The following is a 15270-nucleotide window of genomic DNA, read 5'->3' as shown; positions in this document are numbered from 1 at the left end:
CGCCGGGCCGAATACCCGGCCGTCGGACCGTTCCTCCGGTACGGTGCCGCGATAGACTAGACAGGGTTGTCTGAGAGGTGATCGGGATGGTGCAGAAGGCCGTGCCGGAAGGACCGGCGAAGGAGTCCAGGCCGGCGAGGACCTCCGCCCGCGAACGCCTGCTCTTGGCGGCCAACGAGCTGTTCTACGCGGAAGGCGTGCAGTCGGTCGGCATCGACCGCGTCATCGAGCACGCCGGGGTGGCCAAGGCGTCCCTGTACAACTGCTTCGGCAGCAAGGAGAGCCTGGTCCGGGCCTACCTGGACTACCGGCGGGAGCGCAGCGTCGACCGGATCACCCGGGTCCTGACCCGGTTCCGCACCCCGCGGGAGCGGCTGCTCGGCATGTTCGACGCGCAGGGCGAGTTGATCACCTCCCCGGGGTACAACGGCTGCGCGTTCGCCGCGGCCAGCGCCGAAGCGCCGCGCGGCGGCTCCGTGGAGAAGGCGACGGACGAGTACCGCGCCTGGATGCGGGGCCTGTTCGCCGAACTCGCCGCGGAGGCGGGGGTCGCCGACCCCCAGGGCCTCGCCCGTCAGCTGCACCTCCTCTACGACGGCGCCACCCTCAGCTCCCAGCTGGACCGGGACCCCACGGCCGCGTCCGTCGCCCGCGAGGCGGCCGCCGTGCTGGTGGACGCCGCGCCGAAGGTGGCGCCCGCGGACGGCGAGGCGGCGACTCCGGTATCGGATGCGGCGGCCGCCGCGAATATCGCAAAACTTGCGATCGATGCGGATTTGGGGCGTGTTCGACCCGGGACCCCTGGGTAGGCAGTCCAAAGGACCGCCAATGCGGGCAAACCGTCACGGCGTCGGGTGGCCACAAAGCCGCCAGGAGTTTTACGCTGAGTAAGGATGCGGCAGCTTCGGGATGGAGAACCGAAGGACATCCGGCGTCAGAAGCGACTGCACATGCGAAAGGGAGGTGGCTTAGATGGCCACCGATTCGACTCATTCGCCGACGTCTCCGTCGACGCGCTCCACCATGGAGGACCACCCGGACATCAGGTCCCTGCGGGACCAGTACGCGGTGGTGGGGAACAAGCCGATGGCCGGTGTCATCGAGGGCCTGTGCCTGCTCACCGGCCTGTATCTGGCCATCTCGCCCTGGGTGGTGGGCTTCACGGGCCTCACCAGCCTGCGGGTCACCAACCTCGTGGTGGGCATCGCCCTGGCCGTGCTGGCCATGGGGTACGGCTCGGTTCTGGAGCGGACCCACGGACTCGGCTGGGTCGCGATCGCGATCGGCGTGTGGACGATCATCGCCCCGTGGGTGGTGTCGGGTAACGCCGATATCCACAAGACGATCTGGAACAACGCGGTAGTTGGTGGTGTTGCGTGCCTGCTTGGTCTGGCCACCATGGGCATGGGCCTGATGAAGCGAAGGGTCCGTACCTGACCGGTGCCCGCTCGTAAGAGCGGTCGGCAAGAAAAGCCAGTAGCGCACCGGAGAGAAAAGCGCGGGCGACTCCTCCCTTTCGATCGGAGGGGCCGCCCACGTGTGTGTCCGGGGCCCGTTGTTCGGGGCCACTTGTGCGGGGGAGCTGTGCGGGGGTCAGTCCAGGCCGTGCTGACGGGCGTAGCGGGTGGCGGCCGCGCGGTCGCGGGAGCCGGTCTTGGCGAAGATCCGGTTGATGTGGGTCTTCACGGTGTTGCCGCTGAGGAAGAGGTCGCGGGCGATCTCGGCGTTGTTCCGGCCGCGGGCGATCAGCGTCAGGATCTCGGCCTCGCGCCGGGTCAGCCCGTCCGGGAGCGCGCCGCGCCGCGCCGGCTCCCCGTCGGGGTCCGCCTCGGGCGCCGTACCGGAGTCCGGCGCGGCGTTCGGGCCGGTCGCGGCCAGCAGGGTGGCCTGCACCTGGGGGTGCAGCACCGTCAGCCCAGCGGTGGCGCTGCGCAGCGTCTGCGCGATGTGCAGCCGGTCCGCGTCCTTGGTGAGGTAGCTGCGCGCGCCGGCCCGCAGCGTCTCCAGCACCGACCGGTCGTCGGCGTAGGTGGTGAGCACCACGATCGCCACGTCCGGGTGGTCCGCGGTGAGCCGGCGGGTGGTCTCGATGCCGTCCATCACCGGCATGTGCAGGTCCAGCAGGATCGCGTCCGGCCGCTGCTCGGCGACCACCTCCAGCGCCTGCCGCCCGTCGGCCGCCGACCCGACCACGTCGATGCCCGGCAGCAGGTCCAGCATCAGCACCAGCCCTTCGCGGACGGCGGCCTGGTCGTCCGCGACCACCACGCGCAGCGCGGGCTCACCGGCCGCGGCACCGGCGGCGCCACCGGCCGCGGGAGGAGCGCCGGTCATGCCGTGGCCCGCGCGTGTCGTGGCACGCGCGCGGTGACCTGCCAGCGGCCGTCCACCGGGCCCGCGGTGAGGGTGCCGTCGAGCAGCAGCAGCCGCTCGCGCATCCCGGTCAGGCCGTAGCCGCCGTCCACCGTGGTGAAGCCGGTGCCGCCCGGCCCGGCCGGTGCGGCACCGTCCCGCGGCGGGTCGTCCGGGGGCGGGGCGCCGCGGCCGAGCGGGTTGGTGAGGGTCAGCGTCACGTCCTGGTCCCCATAGCGCAGATCGACGGTCACGGGCCGGTGCGGCGCGTGCTTGGCGGCGTTGGTCAGCGACTCCTGTGCGGTGCGTACCAAGGCCAGCGCCTGGTCCGGCGGCAGCGCCGTCGCGCCGCCGGCCACGGTCAGCGTCACCGTACTCCCGTGCCGCTGCTCGTGGGTGGCGGCCATCCGCGCCAGTTCGTCGGCGAGCGGCGGGGTGTCGGTGCGCAGCGCGTGCACGGCGCGGCGGGTCTCGGTCAGCCCGTCGGAGGCGATCCGCTGCGCGGTGGTCAGCACCTCGACCGCCCGGTCGGTGTCCTGGTGGTCGGTCAGCAGGGCGCGGGCGGCCTGGATCTGGATGCCGAGGGCGCCGAGCGAGTGGGCGAGCACATCGTGGATCTCGCGGGCGATCCGGGTGCGCTCGTCGAGCACGGCGACCCGGCGCTGTTCGGCGCGCAGCCGTTCGGCCTGGGCGAGCAGCGCCTTGTTCTGTTCGGCCCGGACCCGGTAGGCGCGGCGGTTGAAGCCCGAGAGCAGGCCCACGGCGAGCAGCAGCGGGATGCCCTGGGCGGCCTTCGGGTCGGCGGCGCTGAAGAGCAGGCCCACCTCGGCGGCGAGCACCGCCGAGGCGAAGACGCACCAGCCCTCGAAGTGCCGGATGCCGGTGGCCGCGTCGATGACGGCGATCATGGCGACGCCCACCAGCGTGGTCGCGCCCGGCTGGACCGCCACCGCGGTCGAGATCGACGCGGCCAGCGACTGGACGACGGTGCGCCGCACAGTGTGCTCGTCACGGGTGAGCAGCAGGGCCCAGAGGGTGAGCGCCCCGGACAGCAGGTAGCCGGCCACGACGGAGGGGTGTTCCACCGGGCCGTAGGCGTGGTGGGTGAACAGGTCGACACCGAACAGGACGTAGGCGCTCGCGCGGATCAGCCAGGTCGCGGAGGTCAGCACATCGGCACGATAGTCGGCCGGGTCGTGGCCGGGCCCCGGCCGGACCCCGACCCGGCCCTGTGCGGCGGGCGCGGGGCCGGTAGTACGGGCATCGGCCCGGGAGCAGGGCTGCGGGTCGTCGGGCTGCGGGTCGGGCTCGGTGGCGGGTCCGGTCGTGGGCATGGTCGTGGCGGTGGTCGCGGGTGCGGCCGTCACAGGAAACGCCGTGCGGCCCGGCGGCCGACCCGGCTCCGGCGGTCGTCGCGGTGGCCCCGGCCGCCGTGGTCGGGGGCGCCGTACCGGCCGCCGTAGCCCGGGCCGTACGCCGGGCCGTGCCCCTGGCCGTAACCCTCGTCGTAGCCGTGACCGTACCCGTGGTCGTACGCCTGGTCGGACCCCTGGCCGTACCGGTCGTCCTGCCGTTCGTACGGCGCCCGCGGCCGGTGCGGGGCGGCGTCGTCGTGGCCGGTGAGGCGGGCGCCGAGGTCGGAGAGCCGGCCGGCGAGGAAGACGGAGCCGTCCTTCTCGCGGGCGAAGGGGATGCCCGCGGTCAGGGCGCGGCGGGTGATGATCGCGGCCTGGCCGAGCCGGTTGACGCCCAGCAGCAGGACGACCGGCGCGGTGGAGGCGGCGACGTGGGCGCCCAGCGCGCTCGCCAGGAGCGTCATGACCAGCCGGGAGGCGAGCAGCGCGGCCCACAGCAGCAGGCCCCGGACCGGCATCCGCCCCCACAGGCCGCCCTCGCGGTTCTCCAGCCGCATCATCGCGCCCTGGCCGGCGCCGATCGCCGCCGCGATCAGACCGCCGACGACCAGGCACGCGATGTCGGCCGCGCGCACAGGGTGGCTGCCGCTGTCGAGCCGGGTCAGGCCGACGACCACGAGGATCGCGGGCAGCAGCAGGACCCGCTTGCCGCGCAGCGACTCGCCGAGGAGCTGGCGACCGATCACGTAGGCCACGATCGCGATCACGGCCAGTACCTCGAGCACGGGAAGCTCCTCCGGTGGGTGTCGGCGGCCCGGTCGGGCCCGTCGGCGGCGACGTTACGGAGCGGGGCGGGCGCGGGCGTCACACCGCGGGGTGAGGCGCGGGGTGATCCCGGGGGTGAGGGCGCGGGGTGACCGCGCGGCGGGCGGGCGGCGCCGGTCACCCCGGATCTCGCCCCGCGCTACGGCGCGGTCGTACCGGTGCGGGGGCGAGTCTGTGGGCGCCGCGTACGCCACGGCCGGCCCAGGTCCGGCCTCGATGACAGGAATCCGCTCATGTCCACGCTCACCCAGGCCATGGTGATCAACGCCGCCGTCCTCTTCGCCGTGCTGGAGGCGGACCTCGGGCCGCACCGCAAGGTCGGCGCCTTCCGTATCCTGCGGCCGCTGCTGATGGCGGCCGCGATCGTGCCGCTGTTCGTCGAGTCGCCCGCCACCCGCGGATACGGGCTGGGGGTGGAGGTGGTCGCGGTGGTCGTCGGGGCGGCGTGCGGGCTGTGCGCGGCGGGCCTGACCCAGGTCTACCGCAGCCCCCGCACCGGGCGGCCGGTCAGCCGTACCGGATGGGCGTACGCGGCGCTGTGGGTGGTGGTGATCGGCGCCCGCGCGGCCTTCTCGTACGGCTCGGAGCACTGGTTCTCCGCGCAGCTCGGGCACTGGATGCTGGCGCACCGGGTCACCGCCGACGCGCTCACCGACGCGCTGCTGCTGATGGCGGTGGCGATGACGCTGACCCGTACGCTCACCCTCGCCGCGCAGGCCGCGGCCGTACGGCGGCAGGGCCGGGGCGCGGGACCGGCGGCGCTGGCCTCCGCCTGATCCGCGCCGGTCCGCGCCGGTCCGCGCCGGTCCGGGACGGTCATGGACGGGTCACTCCGGCGCACCGCCCGGGGTGCCCCGCAGGGCGGAGGCGGTGGCGGCGAGCAGCGACATGCCCGCCGCGGTCGCGAAGACGATCACCAGGCCGTGGTGGAAGGGCGCGGAGATCAGGTGCGGGAAGAACTCCTTGCCGGTGAGCACGTCGCGGTTCTTCGCGGGCAGGGCCGCCAGTGTCCCGGAGGGCTTCAGCAGCGTCTCTACGGGGTTCACCCCGAGGAACGCGGAGAAGACCGTGGAGACCGGCGGGAGCGTCGCCGCCTGGTGGGCGACGTCCGCGGGCACGCCCTGGGCGCGCAGCCCGGCCTGGAGCGTGTGCGGCAGCCGGTCGGCGAGCCCGACGATCAGCAGGGAGAAGAAGACGCCGATCGACAGCGAGGTGCCGGAGTTCTGGAAGGTGGAGCGCATCCCGGAGGCCGCGCCGCGGTGCGAGGCGGGCACGCTCGACATGATCGCCGAGGTGTTGGGCGCGGAGAACATCCCCGAGCCCATCCCGTTGAGCAGGATGAGCAGCGCGAACGCCCAGTAGGGGAAGTCGATCGGCAGCAGGAGCAGCCCGACGAAGCTGGAACCGAACAGCACCAGCCCGCCGGTGGTGAACCAGCGCACCCCGAACCGGTCGGAGAGGGTTCCCGACACCGGGCCGGCCAGCAGGAATCCGGCGGTCAGCGGCAGCAGGAAGATGCCGGCCCACAGCGGGGCGTCCTCGAAGGCGTAGCCGTGCAGCGGCAGCCAGATGCCCTGCAACCAGATGATCAGCATGAACTGGAGGCCGCCGCGGGCGACGGAGGCGAGCAGCGCCGCGGCGTTCCCGGCGGCGAAGTGCCGGTCGCGGAAGAGCCCGAGGTGGAACATCGGCTGCGCGACCCTGGTCTCGATGAGCGCGAACGCCAGGAGCAGCACACCGCCGCCGATCAGCCCGGTGAGCACCTTGGGGCTGCTCCAGCCCATGGTGTGGCCGCGGTAGGGCTGGATGCCGTAGGTGATGGAGACCAGGACCAGCCCGCAGCCCGCAGCGAAGGTGAGGTTGCCCCACCAGTCGATGCGGGCCGGGTTGCGGGTGGAGATCTCGCGCAGCGAGCGGTAGGCCCAGATGCTGCCGAAGATCCCGACGGGGACGTTCACCCAGAACACCGCGCGCCAGTCCCACGCCGACAGCAGCCCGCCGAGCACGAGCCCGATGAACTGCCCGGACAGCGCGGAGATCTGGTTGATGCCCAGGGCCATGCCGCGCTGGCGGGCCGGGAAGGCGTCGGTGAGGATCGCCGCGGAGTTCGCCATCAGCATCGCGCCGCCCAGCGCCTGGACGATCCGCCAGCCGATCAGCCACAGCGCGCCGTGCGTGCCGCGCGCGGGGTCGAAGGAGAGCGCGACGGAGGCGAGGGTGAAGACGACGAAGCCGAGGTTGTAGATCCGCACCCGGCCGACGATGTCGCCGAGCCGTCCGAGGCTCACCACGAGCACCGCGGTGACGAGCAGGTAGCCCATGATCATCCACAGCAGGTAGCTGATGTTGCCCGCCGCGAAGGGGTCGAGGTGGATGCCGCGGAAGATCGCGGGCATCGAGATGATGACGATCGACGCGTCGACCATCGCCATGAACATCCCGAGGCTGGTGTTGGACAGCGCCACCCACTTGTAGCGGTCGGGGCGGGCACCGGGGCCGGGCGGCGGCTGCTGTTCGGACACGTCGGATGGTCCTCTCCCTGGGTTCCCGCGATGCTCCTGTGTCGATTGTCGTCACGCCGATGGCGTTGTGCCACGGGGACGTAACAGGCGCTGACTTGGGCGGATGAGCCGTGCCAAGGTCATCTTGTCAGCAGGGCGGGCACCTCGTGAGGGGCTCGGGCCGCCCGCACCGCCACCGCTTCCGGTGGGGGAAGCGCCGAAGTGAAAGAGGGACACCATGCGTATCCGGACTGCTCGTTGGGGACTGTCGGCCGCCGTACTCGTCGTCGCGGGGCTCGCGCTGACCGCGTGCGGACCCGAGGACGCCACCGACGCCGCCTCCACCGGCACCCCGGCCGCCACGAGCACCGCGCAGGCCGGTCAGCCCGCCGCCTCCACGTCGTCCGACAACGGCAAGGGCTCGTCCTCGGGTTCGCAGTCCGGCGCCGCCAAGCAGTCCGGGGTGAAGTGCACCGACCAGATCAACTACGCGGGCGACCCGCGGTCCAACGCCGAGATCAACAGCATCGGTGAGGAGACCGGCACCTGCCCGGCCGTCGAGTCCTCGGACTCCTCCGGCTCCTCCAGCTCCTCCGGCGGCAGCGACGACGGCCAGCAGAGCACGCTGGTCGGCAAGATGAGCTACCTCGCGCCCGGCAAGCTGCTCGTCAAGCCGGACAACGGCGGCACCGACCAGGCGTTCATGATCTCCAACGCCACCACGATCCTCGGCGCGGCCGCCATCTGCGGCGCCGACGACGGCAACGTGACCATGGACAGCAACGGTTACGGCACCACGAAGTGCACCATCGACCAGCTGGAGACCGCCGCGAAGACCGGTGCCGTCACCGTCCGCGTCACCCTGGACTCCTCGCTGGCGGCCGCGGTGACCATCGCCGAGAAGTACCACCCGTAAGCAGCACCGGCGAGTCGCGCGCGCGGGCCGGCCGGCCCGCCCGGCGCCGGGCCGTGTCCGCGAAGCCCCGTACCTGAGACGGGACTTGGCGGACACGGCCTACGTCGTTGCGGCGTCGAGGGCGGCCAGGCCGCGCAGCACCGCCGCCTCCTCCGCGCTCAGGCGGTGCGCCCGGGCCAGGTCCAGCGCCTCCTGCCAGCAGGCGCGGGCCGCCGCGCGGTCGCCGCGCGCCAGGTGGGCGCGGCCCAGCACCTCCAGGACGTCCGCCGCGGTGGCGCGGTCGCCCAGCCGGTCGAGCAGCGCCAGGGTCTCGGTGAGCGCGTCGACCGCCTCGGCCGGGCGGCCCCGCGCGAGCTTGGCCTCGGCGAGGCTGGTGAGGGTGCGGGAGATGCTGGTCAGCGAGCCTCGGGCGCGCCAGGCGGCCAGCGCCTCGCGGTAGCACTCCTCGGCGGCCACCGGGTCGCCGGCGAACAGGTGGGTGTCGCCGAGGTTGCCCAGCACCGTGGCCACCCGGTCGACCGCCCCCAGCGAGCGGTGCAAAGCGAGCGAGCGGCGGCCGTGCTCCAGCGCGAGGCCGTACTCGCCCGTACTGCGGTACAGGGCGGTGAGGTTGGTGAGGATCGCGGCGACGCCGTGCAGGTCGCCGGACGCCTCGAAGCGGCTGCGGGCGGCGAGCAGGTGCGTAAGGCTCGGCCCGTACCGCTCGGCCATGCCGTGCGCGACGCCGAGCCGGCTGTGCATCCAGGCCAGCCCGAGCGCGTCGCCGCGCGCGGTGACGCAGGCCATCGCCTCCTCCAGGCAGGCGGTCCACTCGCCGTTCCACCAGTACGCCTGCGCGTAGCCGAACAGTCCGGCCGCGGTGCGCCAGGCCACGTCGGACCAGCCGTTGGCGACCGCGACGGTCAGCGCCGCCTTGATCGCGGGCAGTTCGCGGACACACCAGTGCAGCGCGTCCTCGTCGCCCGCGAACCCGACCGCTGGCAGGGGCGGTTGCTCGTCGAGCGGCGGCAACGGGTGGCCCTCGGGCGCGAGTACGGCCAGCGCGGACGCGACGGTGGCGGCGTACCAGACGGTGACGCGGCGCAGCGCGGACCGGCGCTTCCCGGCGGTGAGTTCGGCGCGCCCGCACTCCGCGGCGAACTCGCCGACCAGGTCGTGGAAGCGGTACCGGCCCGGCCGGGGCGCCTGGAGCAGGTGGGCGTCGACGAGCGCTTCGAGGACGTCGTCGGCCGCGTCCGCGGAGCTCAGCCCGAGCAGTGCGGCCGCGGCCGGTGCGTCCAGGCCGTCGCCCGGCCACAGCCCGAGGGTCCGGAACGCCTCCGCCGCCGCCCGGTCCGCGGACGTCGGGCTGTCCCGCATCGCCACGTAGCTCATCGCGAAGGTGTCCCGGACCGCGAGGCCGCCGGTGGACAGGGCACGCAGCCGGGCGCCGTCCGGGCCGTCGAGGCGCGCGGCGAGCGCGCTCAGCGGCCAGTGCGGGCGGGCCGCCATCCGCGCACCGGCGATGCGCAGCGCCAGCGGCAGCCCGCCGCAGGCGGCCAGCACCCCTGCGGCGGCCTCGGGTTCGGCCGCCACCCGCCGGCTGCCGCACAGCGAGACCAGCAACTCCCGCTGCTCGCCCGCGGACAGCGGCTCCAGCGTCAGCCGGGTGGCGCCGGGCAGTTCGCCCAGGGCGCGCCGGCTGGTGATGACCACCGCGACGTCGCCGCCGCCCGGCAGCAGCGGCGTCACCTGGGCCGCGTCGCCGGCGTTGTCCAGCATCAGCAGCACCCGCCGCCCGTGCAGCGCGTCGCGCCACAGCACCGCCCGGTCGTCCGGGTCCGCGGGCAGCGGCTGCCCGTCGGCGCCGAGGTCGCCGAGGAAGCGGGCCAGCAGGTCGGCGGGGTCGCGGGCGTCACCGGCGCCGAAGCCGCGCAGGTCCGCGTAGAGCCGGCCGTCGGGGAACTCCGCCCGCAGCAGGTGCGCGGCGCGGACGGCGAGCGCGGTCTTTCCCACCCCGCCCATGCCGGAGACCACTGCGATCCGGGGCCCGCGCCTTTCCGGGCCGCCGCGCAACGCGGCCAGCAGTACGTCGAGTTCGGCCGCGCGCCCGGTGAAGTCGGGGGTGTCGGCGGGGAGTTGCGACGGTGACCCGGCCCCCGTGCCGGTCCCTGCCCCTGCCCCTGCCCCAGCCCCGGCCCCGGCCCCCGCCTGGGCCCCCGTCCCGGCCGCCGCCGTATCCGTGCCCGGTGCCGTTTCCGCGGCTGAGTGGGCCGTCACCTCGGCGCCGCCCGTACCGCCCGCGCCGCCGGCCGCAGGCTCCTTCGGGTCCGCGGGCGCGGTCAGGATCTCCTGGTAGGCGGTGCGCAGCGCGATGTCGGGCTCGACGCCCAACTCCTCGACCAGGGTGCGGCGCAGCCGGTGGTAGACGGCGAGCGCCTCCGCCTGGCGGTGGGTGCGGTGCAGTGCCAGCATGAGCTGGCGGTGGAAGGTCTCGCGCATCGGGTGCGCCGCGGCTAGGCCCGCCAGTTCCGCGGCCAGGCCCTGGTGCCGGCCGAGCGCCAGCTCCGCGTCGAACCGCCACTCCAGGGTGAGCAGCCGCGCCTCGGTCAGATGGGCGGCCAGCGCCCGCAGCGCGTCGGAGCGCAGCGGTACGTCCGACAGCGGGTCGCCGCGCCACAGCGCCAGTGCGGCCCGGCACTCGTGGAGCACCGCGGTCCAGTCGGCGGCGCGGTGCGCGCCGCGGGCGGCCGCGTGGTGGCCGAGGAAGGTCCACACGTCGAACTCGCCGTCGGCGACGTCCAGGACGTAGCCGGACGGGGCGGCCCGCAGCCGGGAGCCGTCGCGGCCGTCCTCGTGCAGTACCCGGCGCAGCCGGGCGACGTGGTTGTGGAGGGACGCGGTGGCGGTGGCGGGCGGGGCGTCGCCCCACAGCGCGGACTTCAGCTGGTGCAGCGGCACCGCGCGGCCGGGCGCGGCCAGCAGCGCGGCGAGCAGGGCCCGGACCTTCGCCGAGCCGATCGTCGGGGGAGCGCTGCCGGGGCTCCCCCTGGGTATGTGGCCGCGGCGCCCGCCGGGTACGTCGCCGGGGTGCCCGCGGGGTATACCGCCGGGTCTGTCGCCGTCCGGGTCGTCGTCGGTGACGACCGTGACCGTGCCGAGCAGGCCGAACCGCATCCGTGGACCTCCCAGGCCGGATCACTCGCCCGCGGCCCGCCGCTCGCTTCCGGACGGGGCCGGTGGGGACGAAGCGTTAGGCGCATGTTAGCGGGCGGTTGGCGGGCGTCCCCATGATGAAGCCGTCGGGTCCGGCCGCCGCGGGTGCGTGCGGAAGCCCACCTTCCGCGGTACGGGGGCAACCGGTGTCGCGGCCGGACCCACACACCGCCCGCCCCTTCCCGGCCGCGGCTCCCACCCAGGTGCGGGCATGGCGTTGCCGGGCCGCGGGCCCGCGCGCTGCCAGACTCGGGCCATGCGTAAATTCTCGCTGGACGCACAGGTGCGCGAACACCTCCGCCAGGCCGCGGCCGCCTCCAACGGACGCAGCGCGCAGACCGTCTACGGCGGCCACGAGCAGGCACTGCGCCAGACGCTCATCGCGCTGACCGCGCAAACCGTGCTCTCCGACCACGAGAACCCGGGTGAGGCGACCCTGCTGGTGCTGCGCGGGCGGGTCCGGCTCACCTGCAGGGAGGACGCCTGGGAGGCGATGGCCGGGGACCTGCTGGTGATGCCGCACGACCGGCACGGCGTGGAGGCGCTGGAGGACAGCGCGGTGCTCCTGACGGTCACGAAGCGGCGCTGAAACCTCCGCAACGGTGGCTTTTGTCACGCGGACCGGGAGCATTGCGGAAACCCGCCGCCCGGCCGCGTACGGGCATTCCCGCGCAGGTCACGGCGGGGGTGGCGGCACCGCACCCGGGTGTCCGGAAGGCGGGAAAAGGGTGGCTGGGTCTTCCCGTTCACGAGCTTTTTGCGCATGCTTTGAGTACCCGGGTGTCCGTCCGTAGGGCTGACCGGGTGACAATGCGACACTAGAGAGCTGTGAGTCGGCCATAACGAAACGAGGATCATCCCATGTTGCGAAACGGGTTGGAGCCGTGGCACCTGATCGTGGTGGCGATCGTCGTCATCGTGCTGTTCGGTTCGAAGAAGCTTCCTGAGGCCGCCCGCGGTCTCGGCAAGTCGATGCGCATCCTGAAGTCCGAGGCGAAGGCGATGAAGACCGACGACGGCGGCTCCGCCGGCGGCGCGCCCACCGCCTCCACCACCCCGGCGCCCGAGGCGATCACGCCCAGCGACGTGGTGACGGCCAACCAGGCCCAGACGCAGGAGCCCGCGACCGGCTCGGTGAAGTAGCACCGGCGGCCGGCCACCGGCCCCGACCACCGACCCCGCCCATCGGCGCCGCGGCCGCGCGCGCCCATCGACAGGCCCCCCGCTTCCGGGACCCGGCAGTCTTGGTACGTTCAGGACGTCCGGGTGCGGGAAGCGAACGAGGGGGCCTGTGGTGTCGTCGGGGGCGGGTACGGGGGCTGGGCACGCGGGGGGCCGGGAACGCGCGGGCAGAACCGGCCGCGGCGCGGACGGCGGAGCCGGCACCGGTGCCGTACCTCCGGAGTTCATCGCGGGATTCCCCGAGACGCTGGCCGAGATATCCCGCAGCTGCCGCACCCTCACCCGCGCCGAGCGCGAGAGCCGCCGGGTGCTGGGCGAGCACGCCGCCGACTCCGGGTTCGGGCTGCGCGAGCTGACCGCCGTCCACCTCGCCGAGGCCCGGCGGGCCTGGCCGCAGCTGCCGGGGGTGGCCGGCGCGCGGGACGCCGGCGAGCTGCGCCGGGTCGGCAGCGCGGTGCTCGCCGCGCTGGAGACCGGGATCGCCGCCCTCGCCGAGGGCCACGCCCGGGCCCAGCGGCACGCGGTGCGCCGTGCCGCGGCGGCCCGCCGCACCTTCATCGACGACCTGCTGTACGGCCGTACGGACCCCGGGCGCATCGCCGAGCAGGCCGAGGGGTTCGGGCTGCGGCTCGCCGACCGCCATGTGGTGGGGGTCGCCGCGGCGCCCGCCGGCGAGGACTACCACGAGACGCACCCGCTGCTGCACCGCGTCGAACGCGAGCTGGCCGGGCGCTTCGGCGACCACGACCTGCTGGTCGCCGCGAAGGACGGCCGGATCGTGTGCGTCGCCCCCACCGGGCAGCAGCCCGCCTTCGACGCCTTCGTCAAGCTCGCCGCCTCCTCCGGGCGGGTCGCCGTCAGCCGCCCGCACAGCGGTGCCGCCGGGGTGGTCCGCTCGTACGAGGAAGCGCTCAGCGCGCTCGACCTCGCGGACCGGCTCGGGCTCGGCGGGGCCGTGCTCAACTCGGCCGACCTGCTCGTCTTCCCCGTCCTCATGCGGGACCGGGCGGCCATGTCCGACCTCGTCCGCACGGTGCTCGGGCCGCTCGTCCACGCGCGCGGCGGCGCCCAGCCCCTGGTCGACACCATCTCCGCGTACGCCGCCGCCGGCTACGTCAACGCGGAGGCCGCGCGCCGGCTCGACCTCAGCGTCCGCGCCCTGTCCTACCGGCTCGAACGGATCGCCTCCCTCACCGGCTTCGACCCCGACGACGCGCTCCAGCGCTACACCCTGGAGACCGCCGCCCTCGGCGCCCGCCTCCTCAACTGGCCCACCCGCCCCCTCTGACCCCCGCCGACGGGGTCCTGCCCCTTGCGGCCCGTCCTCGGAGTGCCGGTCCCCTGTGGCGTGCCGCGCAGTTCCCCGCGCCCCTGCCCATGTGCAGCTGCTCCGCAGCGCACACCACCCACCCGCAGAGGACGGCTACCGCCAGGGGCAGCCCCCCAGGGTCGCGCCAAGCCACCCACGCACCCACAGACAACATCGCACCCCGAGGGGCACCCCCCAGGGGCGCGGGGAACTGCGCGACAAGCCACTACGCACCCGCGGACGACATCGCACCCCGAGGGGCAGGAACTACTCCCCGCACCCCGCCGCATCCTCCGCCTGCGCGGCAGCGCACTCCGTGCGCAACCCCGCACTGATCGCGCGCCCGATGTCGCGCAGGACATCGAGCTGCTCGGGCGTGAGCACGTCGAACAGATGCTCCCGCACCGCCGTGACATGCCCGGGCGCGGCAGCGGCAAGCGCCTCGAACCCCGCGGCCGTGAGCTCGCAGACCCACCCCCGCCGATCCCCGTCGGCGGGCCGCCGCCGCACCCACCCGTTCTTCTCCAGCGCGGACACCGCATGGGAGAGCCGGCTGCGCGAGGAGAGCGACGCCTCCGCCAGCTCACTCATCCGCAGGCACCGCCCGTCCGCGTCGGACAGCCGCACGAGGATCTCGTAGTACGCCATGGGCATCCCCGAGTCCCGCCGCAGCTGACGGTCGACGTAGGCGTTGAACTCCACGCTCGACGTCATGTAGGCCCGCCAGATCTCCTGCTCCTCGTCGGTCAGCCAGCGCACGTCGTCCATGTCCCCAGCATACGGGTGGTTGAACTCTCAATACCAGCGAGGTAGTGTGTGTGAAAGCTCAACGAAACGACTTGCTGATCTCCGTACCATTCCGAGGAGCCCTCCCCATGAGCACGCAGACCGAAGTGATCGACGGTTACGTCGCCGGCACCTGGAAGATCGACACCGTGCACTCGGACGTGTCGTTCTACGTCCGCCACCTCGGCGTCTCGAAGGTCCGCGGCCACTTCGCGGCCTTCGAGGGCACCATCGTGACCGCCGAGGACCCGCTGGAGTCCACCGTCAACGCCGTGATCAAGACGGAGTCGGTGAGCACCAACAACGAGGGCCGCGACGCCCACGTGCGCGGCGCGGACTTCCTCGACGTCGAGCAGTTCCCCGAGCTGACCTTCTCCTCCACCGGCATCCGCGCCAAGTCCGCGGAGGTCTTCGAGGTCGACGGCGACCTGACCCTGCACGGCGTGACCAAGCCCGTCACCCTCGCCCTGGAGCTGAACGGCTTCGGCACCAGCTTCGACGGCAGCGCGATCGCCGGCTTCTCGGCCGCCACCGAGATCAGCCGCGGCGAGTTCGGCGTGACCGGCGGCGCGGCCGGTGCCGCGGTCGGCGACAAGATCCGCATCGCCCTGGAGATCGAGGCCGCGAAGGTCGACGCCTGAGCTTCCTGATCTCCGCTGCCTGACCGGGGCACGCCCGCCCCTCCCCGCGTACGACGGCCGTCGCAGGTGCCTGACCGGTGCCTGCGGCGGCCGCCCGCGTTTCGGTTGCAGGCGGACCCGGACATCTCGGTGGCGCCAACTCTGCCGGGATGCGGAAATGCCGTACCCGCCCGGACACTGCCACGATCTGTCCCGGCAGGACCGACCG

The 15270-nt window shown here is 73.9% G+C and carries 14 protein-coding genes; 8 read left to right on the top strand and 6 right to left on the bottom strand.

Going from position 1 to position 15270, the window contains the following annotated elements; translation table 11 throughout:
- Positions 1–86: 86 nt before the first annotated feature.
- Both AC3ERT_RS24455 and AC3ERT_RS24450 read left to right on the top strand, forming a co-directional pair.
- Positions 87–809 carry a TetR/AcrR family transcriptional regulator gene (locus AC3ERT_RS24455; protein WP_435176821.1) on the top strand — a complete coding sequence of 241 codons (723 nt, stop codon included), beginning with the start codon at positions 87–89 and terminating at the stop codon, positions 807–809.
- Between the two features lie 214 nt (positions 810–1023).
- Complete coding sequence (locus tag AC3ERT_RS24450; RefSeq protein ID WP_435128546.1) at positions 1024–1437, top strand: SPW repeat protein; 414 nt, start codon at positions 1024–1026, stop codon at positions 1435–1437.
- A gap of 156 nt (positions 1438–1593) precedes the next feature.
- Here AC3ERT_RS24450 and AC3ERT_RS24445 read toward each other — a convergent pair whose 3' ends face one another.
- From AC3ERT_RS24445 to AC3ERT_RS24435, 3 genes are read right to left on the bottom strand one after another with little or no spacing between them, the layout of a single operon-like run.
- Positions 1594–2334 carry a response regulator gene (locus AC3ERT_RS24445; protein WP_435176819.1) on the bottom strand — a complete coding sequence of 247 codons (741 nt, stop codon included), beginning with the start codon at positions 2332–2334 and terminating at the stop codon, positions 1594–1596.
- The gene (locus AC3ERT_RS24440) at positions 2331–3686 is read right to left on the bottom strand and encodes a sensor histidine kinase (RefSeq protein ID WP_435176817.1); all 1356 of its coding nucleotides are present in this window, start codon (positions 3684–3686) and stop codon (positions 2331–2333) included. Before AC3ERT_RS24440 ends, AC3ERT_RS24445 begins: the two co-directional genes overlap by 4 nt.
- A gap of 29 nt (positions 3687–3715) precedes the next feature.
- Positions 3716–4492: a hypothetical protein gene (locus AC3ERT_RS24435; protein WP_435176815.1), complete on the bottom strand. Its 777-nt coding sequence runs from the start codon at positions 4490–4492 to the stop codon at positions 3716–3718.
- A 273-nt stretch (positions 4493–4765) separates the two neighbouring features.
- Between AC3ERT_RS24435 and AC3ERT_RS24430 the strand changes: the two genes are divergently transcribed.
- Positions 4766–5308 carry a hypothetical protein gene (locus AC3ERT_RS24430; protein WP_435128534.1) on the top strand — a complete coding sequence of 181 codons (543 nt, stop codon included), beginning with the start codon at positions 4766–4768 and terminating at the stop codon, positions 5306–5308.
- A 51-nt stretch (positions 5309–5359) separates the two neighbouring features.
- On the opposite strand, the gene AC3ERT_RS24425 is transcribed toward AC3ERT_RS24430, so the two are convergent.
- Positions 5360–7054, bottom strand: a complete 1695-nt coding sequence (locus AC3ERT_RS24425; RefSeq protein WP_435128531.1) for an MFS transporter — start codon at positions 7052–7054, stop codon at positions 5360–5362.
- 217 nt (positions 7055–7271) lie between these two features.
- On the opposite strand from AC3ERT_RS24425, the gene AC3ERT_RS24420 reads away from it, so the two are divergent.
- A complete protein-coding gene (locus AC3ERT_RS24420; RefSeq protein WP_435176813.1) occupies positions 7272–7949 on the top strand; it encodes a hypothetical protein in 678 nt (225 codons plus the stop codon).
- A gap of 99 nt (positions 7950–8048) precedes the next feature.
- On the opposite strand, the gene AC3ERT_RS24415 is transcribed toward AC3ERT_RS24420, so the two are convergent.
- Positions 8049–11105, bottom strand: a complete 3057-nt coding sequence (locus AC3ERT_RS24415; protein WP_435176811.1) for an AfsR/SARP family transcriptional regulator — start codon at positions 11103–11105, stop codon at positions 8049–8051.
- 295 nt (positions 11106–11400) lie between these two features.
- Here AC3ERT_RS24415 and AC3ERT_RS24410 point away from each other — a divergent pair, with 295 nt between their 5' ends.
- From AC3ERT_RS24410 to AC3ERT_RS24400, 3 genes are all read left to right on the top strand, one after another.
- Positions 11401–11733, top strand: coding sequence for a cupin domain-containing protein (locus tag AC3ERT_RS24410; protein WP_435176809.1), 333 nt, complete (start codon positions 11401–11403; stop codon positions 11731–11733).
- Positions 11734–12005: 272 nt separating this feature from the next.
- Positions 12006–12287, top strand: a complete 282-nt coding sequence (tatA, locus tag AC3ERT_RS24405; RefSeq protein ID WP_335970590.1) for a Sec-independent protein translocase subunit TatA — start codon at positions 12006–12008, stop codon at positions 12285–12287.
- Positions 12288–12552: 265 nt separating this feature from the next.
- Entirely contained in the window at positions 12553–13614 is a 1062-nt protein-coding gene (locus AC3ERT_RS24400) for a PucR family transcriptional regulator (protein WP_435176837.1), read from the top strand.
- A gap of 288 nt (positions 13615–13902) precedes the next feature.
- Here the strand turns inward: AC3ERT_RS24400 and AC3ERT_RS24395 are convergent, their stop codons facing one another.
- Positions 13903–14403 (bottom strand): MarR family winged helix-turn-helix transcriptional regulator, encoded by a 501-nt coding sequence (locus AC3ERT_RS24395; protein WP_435128522.1) that lies wholly within the window; start codon positions 14401–14403, stop codon positions 13903–13905.
- 107 nt (positions 14404–14510) lie between these two features.
- On the opposite strand from AC3ERT_RS24395, the gene AC3ERT_RS24390 reads away from it, so the two are divergent.
- Positions 14511–15062, top strand: a complete 552-nt coding sequence (locus AC3ERT_RS24390) for a YceI family protein (RefSeq protein WP_335970593.1) — start codon at positions 14511–14513, stop codon at positions 15060–15062.
- Positions 15063–15270 lie beyond the last annotated feature (208 nt).

Source organism: Actinacidiphila sp. bgisy145, assembly GCF_057708125.1.
This window is presented reverse-complemented; position numbering and strand designations above follow the sequence as displayed.

Bases quoted from the DNA above. Each gene is read 5' to 3' on its own strand.
- AC3ERT_RS24455 (WP_435176821.1), top strand. From the start codon at position 87: ATGGTGCAGAAGGCCGTGCCGGAAGGACCGGCGAAGGAGTCCAGGCCG.
- AC3ERT_RS24390 (WP_335970593.1), top strand. From the start codon at position 14,511: ATGAGCACGCAGACCGAAGTGATCGACGGTTACGTCGCCGGCACCTGG.
- AC3ERT_RS24415 (WP_435176811.1), bottom strand. From the start codon at position 11,105: ATGCGGTTCGGCCTGCTCGGCACGGTCACGGTCGTCACCGACGACGAC.
- AC3ERT_RS24395 (WP_435128522.1), bottom strand. From the start codon at position 14,403: ATGGACGACGTGCGCTGGCTGACCGACGAGGAGCAGGAGATCTGGCGG.
- AC3ERT_RS24410 (WP_435176809.1), top strand. From the start codon at position 11,401: ATGCGTAAATTCTCGCTGGACGCACAGGTGCGCGAACACCTCCGCCAG.
- AC3ERT_RS24440 (WP_435176817.1), bottom strand. From the start codon at position 3,686: ATGCCCACGACCGGACCCGCCACCGAGCCCGACCCGCAGCCCGACGAC.
- AC3ERT_RS24430 (WP_435128534.1), top strand. From the start codon at position 4,766: ATGTCCACGCTCACCCAGGCCATGGTGATCAACGCCGCCGTCCTCTTC.
- AC3ERT_RS24450 (WP_435128546.1), top strand. From the start codon at position 1,024: ATGGAGGACCACCCGGACATCAGGTCCCTGCGGGACCAGTACGCGGTG.
- AC3ERT_RS24445 (WP_435176819.1), bottom strand. From the start codon at position 2,334: ATGACCGGCGCTCCTCCCGCGGCCGGTGGCGCCGCCGGTGCCGCGGCC.
- tatA (WP_335970590.1), top strand. From the start codon at position 12,006: ATGTTGCGAAACGGGTTGGAGCCGTGGCACCTGATCGTGGTGGCGATC.
- AC3ERT_RS24420 (WP_435176813.1), top strand. From the start codon at position 7,272: ATGCGTATCCGGACTGCTCGTTGGGGACTGTCGGCCGCCGTACTCGTC.